This is a genomic window from Sinorhizobium sp. BJ1 (genome assembly GCF_002531555.1).
GTDB lineage: Bacteria > Pseudomonadota > Alphaproteobacteria > Rhizobiales > Rhizobiaceae > Sinorhizobium > Sinorhizobium fredii_B.
The window spans coordinates 1-8,247 of sequence record NZ_NWTH01000074.1; the positions used below are offsets into that span (position 1 = coordinate 1).

The following is an 8,247-nucleotide window of genomic DNA, read 5'->3' on the forward strand; positions in this document are numbered from 1 at the left end:
AAGCTTGAGAGATGATGTCTAAGTCATATTTCACCCTCTCTCGCGCCTTCACGGCGCACCAACCATGTCCACATGCACGATTTTGCGCGGCCGCTCGCTGCCTTCGTCGTTTGTCATCGCTAGCTTCCATCAGGACCATCTGTATCGTCCAGACATGGGAAGTGCGCGCTGCATTTGTCGCCCTCCGGCGTCTGCATGCGGTCGCAGCCCATCGCCATGCGCCGGCGGATCACCGCGAAGCTCACACCGTCGCCGAATACTTTCACCAACAGCTTGCGCTCAAGCGCGCAGTGGCGATGACATGGGCGACAGATGAATTCAATGAGCGGCTCACGATGATCCTTCAGTCTCGGCCCCAGATCGTTCACAGGCTCCTGTCGCGCCATGCGAAAAAATTCCCATTCCTGCCATCGCATTGAATCCGTTCACGGATTTCTTCGATGGGCACTCCCACTCAACTTCCGCGCGCCACGTGCGCATTGACTCAGTTTCGCTTTGAGAACAAATACAGAACATAATTCACCATCTCAAGCCGAAAACGGGTTGCTGTCTGCCGACCTGTTGGGGCTTTGCCGAGCGCGATGAAGCATTCCGGCCGTCGACTGGCCGCGGCGATGAGTTCGCTCACGGTACCCCTGGAAGTCCGGATTCCCGCGAAAAAGCGCTTCCAGGGGTTCGGTCGAGAGATATGTTCGTGCCAGATCTTCATATCGACGACCTGAAGATCAAGAGCCGGAATTTTCAGTAGTGCTCAAGGCTGACGACTGGATCTTCGGTTCGAATCCTTTCAAGGCGAGTGATCGGAATCGACATCCCGGACTGGCGGCATGTTGCCGACTTCCGATCGTCTCGGTCGGGTGGAACTTTTCCGTTCAACTCGCCCATCGAAACGAGCAAAGAGCGCCAGGAGCAGTTATTGCTAATCGACTACTCTAACGTCGCGTTCGGGGCCAAGACCGGACATCAATCGAAGTCGACGCCCGGCCGGTGCGAACGCGCCTCGCACGAGGACCCCAGCGGTTTGTCGATCTCTCGGAGCCTCTCGCCCACGAGCGTGGGCGAGACAGTCCAAATCGGATGTTCCCGTTGACTCTTAGTGGAAGCGGCTCAACACTGATTGGTTGCATACTTTTTTCCGGAACAAATTGGCTAGGGAGGAAGCAATGGAAGCCGTCAATCGTAGATCCACACTCGCGCTCGGTCTTACAATGGCCGCCACACCTCTGATCGCTTGGGTGACACCAGCAGCCGCCCAGACCTACGGCCCGGATGAGGGTGAGGAGGTCGGTCCCGGTGTCAGAGTTGTTGCGCTTGGTGAGCGGGCTTCCGTCATACCGGCTTATAAAATGGTCAAGCTGCGCGATGTTGTTATCCAACCCGGCGCGAAGACGCCGGACAACGTGATGAAGAACGACATGCTCTGCCACATGACTGAGGGAGAACTTTCAGTCATTCAGAACGGAAAGAAATTCACAGTCGAGAAGGGTGACGTTTGGACCTGCGCTAACGCCGATACAACAGAAGGCACCCAGAACGCGAGCAGTGCGGTCGCGATCATGCGGGTCATCGATTTGATGACCTCATAAGGAAGGGGCGACAACGGCGGCTCTAAGCGGCCCCGAGTCGTCGTTGCCGTCATGCGGGCGATCTGTGTGCAGGAATGTCCGCTGTTGGCGCAGTGCTGCTGTTCACAGACGTAAGCGTGGACGTCGCCTTGGGTCGATCTTCCACGTTCCTTACAGGTCGCGAGAGGGTGGAATGGAGACCCTTCCTCGGTCGGGCTGCGATCAGGCGCGGAGACTGTACGAAGCTGTCAGGGAGGCGCTTCACAGTTAGCCTCTGTGATTTCGAGCAGAGGCCGGCCCCGTCATGCGCCTTACCTCTTTTCAATGCACCCGGGTGAAGGAGAAGCTGCCGGGGCGCAGGTTGCCCGAAAGCGGATAGACAGATGACAGTTTTCTCGCGGTCGGGGATGCCGGCGATAGTTTGGCGGGAGACTGGCGTCGCGGACGAGCGACTGAAGTTGCGGATTGCCGCGATCTGCTGGCGCTGGAGGCGAAGGGCTCGACGAGCGAGGCGGAGGCATGGCCGATGTTCGAGCGCCGCAGACGCGACTTTACTTTTCGCTACGCAACTGCTTGCCATCCCTCGCGGATGTGACGGTATCCATCGCGATAGACGGCCTCGGGCGTCTCGGAAAAGTCGCGCCAGACCTTCGTTGCAGCCGCAAGCTCCTTTAGTGCACGACCGAAGGCTTCGATCGTCAGCCATTGGTCATAGCCGCTTGCGCGGATCGCCTTGAAGGTCTCGGTCCAGGGGATGTTCCCCCGCCCCGGCACGCCGCGGTCATTCTCCGAGATGTGGACGTGTACGATGCGGTCCTTGTTACGGGTGAAGGCTCCGATGGGGTCGGCTTCTTCGATATTGCTGTGGAAGGTGTCGTACATGGCGCGAATGTTCGGATGCCCAATTGCATCAATATGGCCGGCAAGGTCGTCCATCGTGTTAAAGAGATAACATTCGAAGCGGTTCAGCGCCTCGAGCGCAACGGTGACGCCGCGCTCAACGGCATGATCGCCGATCGTGCGCTGCGAGGAGATGGACCGCCTCAGTTCCGCGGCGGTGGGCCCGGTGCCTGAGAACTGGCCCAGCGTAGAATGTAGGGGGCCGCTTAGCGTGTGCGCGCCGAGGGCGGCGGCGCAATCGATAGCCCATCGCATGTAGGCGATGCCGCGCTTGCGCGTCGCGGTGTCAGGCGAAATCAGGTTCATGGAAGGGTCGCTCATGGCAGACACAGCAGTGCGCTCCAGGCCGATCCCATCGAGCAATGCGCCGAGGCGGCGGTAGTCGTCCGGAGCGCCCTCGAAGATCGGAATCTCAACCCCGTCGAAGCCGGTCGCCTTAATATCCCGGAGGAGCTTCTCATGTTTCCGGCCGACGCTCGTCGTCCAAAGAAACATGCACATACCGATCTTCATCGTTCCTCCTCCGGCCGCGCGGCAACAGCTTCCCCACCTTCCAATCTGGTAATACCAAAATCGCAATCTGGTCAAGGTGACAAACGTCATGAGTTCGAAGCGAAGCGGCCGAGCTTCGCCCCGCAATCGCGTGAAACGCTGAAAAAGGTGAGGAGGCGCAGGCGCCCGTGCTCCGCCGGCAATAATTCGGGGTAGAGCCTTGACAAGGGAGAATTGGTCAAACCAGAATGGGGTCTAGTGGAGCCGCGCACCCCCACGAGTGTTGGGAGTAGCCAGCCTGGGAGGACGTCTATGCACCTTTCGACGCACAACTGGATGCGGGCGGAGCCTCTCGCCGTCACGCTGAAGCGCATCAAGAAGTACGGCTACGAGAGCATCGAGATTTCAGGCGAGCCGACCCAGTACGACATCAAGGACACTCGCGCGCTGCTCAAGGAACACGGCATTCGCTGCTGGGGCGCGGTGACGCTAACGCTCGGCGAGCGCAACCTCGCAGCCAAGGACGAGGGCCAGCGCGCAAGCTCAGTGGATTACGTGAAGAGTGTCATAACCATGGTGAGTGAGCTCGAAGGCGAGATCGTCACCCTTGTGCCGGCGACCGTCGGCAAGGTCGTTCCGGACGGCACCGAGGAAGAGGAGTGGAAGTGGGTCGTCGATGCGACCAAGGAGTGCTTCGCCCACGCCCAGAAAAAGGGTGTCCGGCTGGCAATCGAGCCGCTCAACCGGTTCGAGACATACCTCTTCAACCGTGCCGCCCAAGCGCTTGCGCTAGCCGATGCAGTTGATCCCGATTGCGGTGTCTGCCTCGATGCCTTTCACCTCAACATCGAGGAGGAGGACATATACGAGGCGATCAGGCTCGCCGGAAACCGGCTTTTCGATTTCCACGTGGCGGATAACAACCGCTTTGCGGCGGGCCTCGGCCATCTCGACTGGCCGAAGATCGTGGCCACTCTGAAAGAGATCGGATACGACGGCGCGCTCACCAATGAGTTCGTGGCTCCGGTCGACCGCACGCCGGCGGCGAAATATCCCGACATGGTCGAGCGCAACCCGGTCGACATCCCGCCGGAGCAGCTCAAGTTCATCCAGGACCACGGATCGAGCCTGCTGACCGAAAAGTTCTACGACGACCAGATGCGGATCACCGCCGAGACCATCCTGCCACTGATCAAGTGAGGGCCGGTCCCGCGCATGCCCTGCGGCCGGTGCGCCGCGAGGTTGGGGAGGCGAAATGCGTATCAAGACCGTCCAAGCCTGGTGGGTTCGCATACCCATCGAAGTGAGCCGGCAGCATCGCAGCGATTTCGGTCGCCTGACAACCTTCGACGCGGCGATCCTGCGCATAGAAACAGATGACGGGATCGTTGGGTGGGGTGAGGGCAAGAATGCTGCGGGCAGCGCGGGTACTTACGGAGCGCTCGTGCACATGCTCAACCATGAGGTGGGGCCGAAGCTCGTCGGTCGCGATCCCTCCGACATCTCCGCGATCTGGGAGATGCTCTACAACGGCGTGCGCCACGAAACGGCGGCGATCTCGGGTCATGCGATGCCGGAACTCTCGCGCCGGGGCCTCTCCGTTGCGGCGATCAGTGCGGTCGACATCGCTTTGTGGGACATTCTTGGCAAATCGCTGGGCGTGCCGGTATGGAAGCTTCTCGGCGGGCGTAAGGCGGACCGGTTGCCTGCTTATGCTTCCGGCGGCTGGGAGAGCGCCGAAAAGATCGGCGGCCAGCTGCAGTCTTACATTGCCAGTGGCGGCTTCCAGGCGGTCAAGATGAGGGTCGGCGCAATGGACCGCGCGCCGCATGTCTCGGCCGCCCGCGTGCGTGCTGCCCGCAAGGCGCTAGGCCCCTCGGTGGATCTCATGGTCGATGCGCATGGCACCTATACGGTTGCCGACGCGAAACGTTTCATCCATCTCGTCGAAGATTGCGATCTCGCCTGGTTCGAGGAGCCGGTGATCGCAGACGACAAAGCCGGCATGGCGGAAGTGCGCGCCGCTGGAAAGGTGCCGATCGCAGCCGGCGAGAGCGAGGCCACGCGGTTCGCCTTCCGCGACCTCGCGGTGCTGCGCTCGGCCGATATTTTCCAGCCCGATCCGGCCTTCTGCGGCGGCATTACGGAAGCCATGCGCATTGGTGCGATCGCCAGTGCCTTCAACCTCCGTTTCGCCCCGCATTTGTGGGCCGGTGCCCCGTGTTTCTTCTCAGGCCTGCACATCTGCGCGGCTTCCCCGGCAAGCTTTGTCATCGAATACTCGGTTGGCGCGAACCCGATGATCCACGACCTCGTCGAGGAGACCGTGGCTGTGAGAGACGGGATGATGGAGATTCCTGATAAACCCGGCCTGGGATTTACGATAAACGAACGCGTTCTGGAGACTCACGTGCAAAGACTGTAACCATGAAAGAAAACAATCTGCTTTCCGATCTAGCGGCCCATCTATTTACGACTTCAAGCAGCAATGGGCGAACGCCATCGGAGCGAGAGCTCGCCGAGCACTTCGCCGTTAGCCGGGGGCAGCTTCGGGAGGCTCTGGCAATCCTCGAAGCCATGCGCATTGTCGAGCGCCGGGCGAAGTCGGGCATCTATCTGACGACGACGGAGGCGAGCGTCGAGGCGATCGCACTCTTTGCGCGTGCCGGCGTGCCACTGGACCCGATCGTGATCTACGAGACGGTGGAACTCCGCAAGATCCACGAGATCAAGGCGGCGGAACTCGCCTGCGCGCGGGCGACGGAGGAGAACTACGAACGCCTGCGCGAAATTCTCGCCGCTTCCGAGGCGAAGATCGCTGCAGGCGAGGGCCTCGCGCGTGAGGACAGGGATTTTCATCTGGAGATCGTTCGGGCGACGAAGAACAGCGTGTTTCACCGCGTCTGCAGCGTTTACTACACGATGGGCGAACAGCGACTGCCCATCTACTTCGCTGATATCGCCCGCAGCCGCCGCTCGCATGAAGAACATATCCGTATCTACGAGGCGCTGCTCGCACGCGACGGCAATCTCGCCCAAGCTTTGATGAATGCGCATCTGCAGGGCGCGGAGAGCTACTGGAAGGGCCTTATAGGCGGGCCTGCGACAACCGCGGAGTAGTCCCCGGTCGGCAATGAGGAGGCCGATGAGTTTCATTTTCTCGACCCATCCCCTGCACTGCGACGCCGAGGCCATGTTGAAGGCGGCGGGTGATCTCCGCGTCGCGTCCGCCCCCGATCCCGAGATCTTGCTTCGCGAAGGCGAGGGTGCGGAGATTGTCATCGTGCGCGCGCCGATCCCGCCCGCCTTCTTCGAAGAAGCGCCCGCCCTGCGCGCGGCAGTGCGGCACGGCGCGGGACTCGACATGATCCCCTATGATGCGGCCACGGCGGCCGGTGTGCTTATCGCCAACGTGCCAGGCGTCAATGCGCCGACTGTTGCGGAACACGTCTTCATGGTGGCGCTTGTGTTGCTTCGCCAGTTCCGTCCCATGGACCGCGATCTCAGAAGCAGCGGTTGGAGTGCCGGGCGAGCCCACTCAGACCGAGCACTCGACCTTGCCGGACGCACCATGGGCATCATCGGCATGGGCAATGTGGGAAAGGCGGTCTTCCGCATCGCGAAGTACGGCTTCGGGCTGGAGATCGTTGCCAACAGCCGCTCGCCGGAAAGCCTGCCCGGCGGTGTGCGCTTTCTCTCGGTCGACGACCTGGTTGCGACGGCGGATATCGTCGTTCTCTGTTGCCCGCTCACGCCTGAGACGACCGGGCTCTTGAGCCGCGAGCGGATTGCGCGCATGAAGCCGGGCGCGATTCTGGTCAATGTGTCGCGCGGCCCCGTCGTGGATGAGGCAGCGTTGATCGAGGCGCTGGAGATGGGCCGTATCGGCGGCGCTGCCCTCGACGTGTTCTCAACACAGCCCCTGCCGCTGGAGCATCCTTACTTCCGGCTGGACAATGTGATCGTGACGCCGCACCTCGCCGGCATCACCGAAGAAAGCATGATGCGCATGGGAACAGGGGCTGCGGCCGAAGCGATCCGCATCTTGAAAGGCGGGTTGCCCGTTAATCTCCGCAACCCTGAGGTCGTCGAACACTATAGGCGACGGTTCCCGGCGTAAGGCATCGCGACTTCGCCCCGCTCTGGATGGAGAGGCTCTTCTGCCACAATCGCTCCTGTATGTTTTTCTTAAATCGTATTCGATTTAAGAAAAACATGCAGCAATTCAAAGCGCTGCAGCGACCTTTGCGCGTCTGATAAGACGCGGGGCGCTGTAGGTGTAGCCAGCTTGGCCGTTGTCTATCGGGACTCAGCCAGAGTGGCGCAGGCTCATTCCGCTTCCGCCGTCGAAGAGCACGACCTTTTCTGGATTCCAGGAAAAGCGAACAGATTCCTCGATCTCGAGGTCGGTCTGAGCCGGCACCGTCGCCTGCAAGAAGTGGTTGCCTGTGCGAAGCGTGACGATCTTCTCGACGCCATGATTCTCGACGTCGTGGACGCGGGCTTCGCCGGGTGCGCCGCTTTCGAGAAAGAGATCCTCAGGGCGGATGCCGAAGGTGAGGGGCCGGCCGTCAACCGCAGTGCCGAACGCCGCCCCAAAAGGCAAACGATAGCCTTCGTCCGCGATAACCTCGCTGCCCGCAAGTCTCCCTGAGATCAGGTTCATCGGCGGCGAGCCAACAGCGCGTGCAACGAAAGTGTTGACCGGATTGCGATAGATCTCCTGCGGCGTGCCTGTCTGAACGAGATGGCCGTTGTTGAGGACGCCGATCTTGTCGCCCATCGACATGGCTTCGATCTGATCGTGGGTGACGAAGAGGAAGGTTGCCCCGAGGTTCATCTGGAGGTTCTTGAGCTCCGTGCGCAGCGCCTCCCGCAGTTTGGCGTCAAGGGCGGAAAGAGGCTCGTCCATCAGAAAGACGCGCGGCTTGCGCACGATGGCCCGACCGATGGAAACGCGCTGCATCTCGCCACCGGATAGGCGGTCCGTCTTGCGGTCGAGCAAATGCTCGATGCGGAGCGTCCTCGCGGCGCGGTCGACACGCTCCTTGATCTCGGCCGGTTCGACCCGCCGGATGCGAGGTTTGAGTGGGAATTCGAGGTTCTCGCGCACCGTATAGCGGGGGTAGAGCGAATATTGCTGCAGCACAAGCGCCACGTCGCGTTCGGCGGCGCCCCAGTCGGCGACGTCCTCACCGTCGATGAAGATCTGTCCGCCGGTCGGCTTCTCTAGAGCCCGTCCGTTTTAATCGGGGTCATATCCTGCTGCGGCGAAATAGTTTGCACATTC

7 protein-coding genes and 1 pseudogene are annotated in these 8,247 nt (G+C 61.0%); 5 read left to right on the forward strand and 3 right to left on the reverse strand.

Going from position 1 to position 8,247, the window contains the following annotated elements:
* Window positions 1-119: 119 nt before the first annotated feature.
* Entirely contained in the window at window positions 120-386 is a 267-nt protein-coding gene (locus CO676_RS35645; protein WP_179875765.1) for a hypothetical protein, read from the reverse strand.
* A gap of 777 nt (window positions 387-1,163) precedes the next feature.
* Between CO676_RS35645 and CO676_RS33655 the strand changes: the two genes are divergently transcribed.
* Window positions 1,164-1,586 carry a hypothetical protein gene (locus CO676_RS33655; protein WP_097524239.1) on the forward strand — a complete coding sequence of 141 codons (423 nt, stop codon included), beginning with the start codon at window positions 1,164-1,166 and terminating at the stop codon, window positions 1,584-1,586.
* A 540-nt stretch (window positions 1,587-2,126) separates the two neighbouring features.
* Here the strand turns inward: CO676_RS33655 and CO676_RS33660 are convergent.
* Window positions 2,127-2,978: a sugar phosphate isomerase/epimerase gene (locus tag CO676_RS33660; protein WP_097524240.1), complete on the reverse strand. Its 852-nt coding sequence runs from the start codon at window positions 2,976-2,978 to the stop codon at window positions 2,127-2,129.
* Window positions 2,979-3,269: 291 nt separating this feature from the next.
* Here CO676_RS33660 and CO676_RS33665 point away from each other — a divergent pair, with 291 nt between their 5' ends.
* From CO676_RS33665 to CO676_RS33680, 4 genes are read left to right on the forward strand one after another with little or no spacing between them, the layout of a single operon-like run.
* The gene (locus CO676_RS33665; protein WP_097524241.1) at window positions 3,270-4,157 is read left to right on the forward strand and encodes a sugar phosphate isomerase/epimerase; all 888 of its coding nucleotides are present in this window, start codon (window positions 3,270-3,272) and stop codon (window positions 4,155-4,157) included.
* Window positions 4,158-4,212: 55 nt separating this feature from the next.
* Window positions 4,213-5,382 carry a mandelate racemase/muconate lactonizing enzyme family protein gene (locus CO676_RS33670; protein ID WP_097524242.1) on the forward strand — a complete coding sequence of 390 codons (1,170 nt, stop codon included), beginning with the start codon at window positions 4,213-4,215 and terminating at the stop codon, window positions 5,380-5,382.
* Window positions 5,383-5,384: 2 nt separating this feature from the next.
* Entirely contained in the window at window positions 5,385-6,077 is a 693-nt protein-coding gene (locus CO676_RS33675) for a FadR/GntR family transcriptional regulator (protein WP_097524243.1), read from the forward strand.
* Window positions 6,078-6,102: 25 nt separating this feature from the next.
* On the forward strand, window positions 6,103-7,077 hold the full coding sequence (locus CO676_RS33680; RefSeq protein ID WP_097524244.1) for a hydroxyacid dehydrogenase: 975 nt from the start codon (window positions 6,103-6,105) through the stop codon (window positions 7,075-7,077).
* A 189-nt stretch (window positions 7,078-7,266) separates the two neighbouring features.
* On the opposite strand, the pseudogene CO676_RS33685 reads toward CO676_RS33680, so the two are convergent.
* A pseudogene (locus tag CO676_RS33685) lies at window positions 7,267-8,190 on the reverse strand (ABC transporter ATP-binding protein); the annotation flags it as partial.
* Window positions 8,191-8,247: the final 57 nt, after the last annotated feature.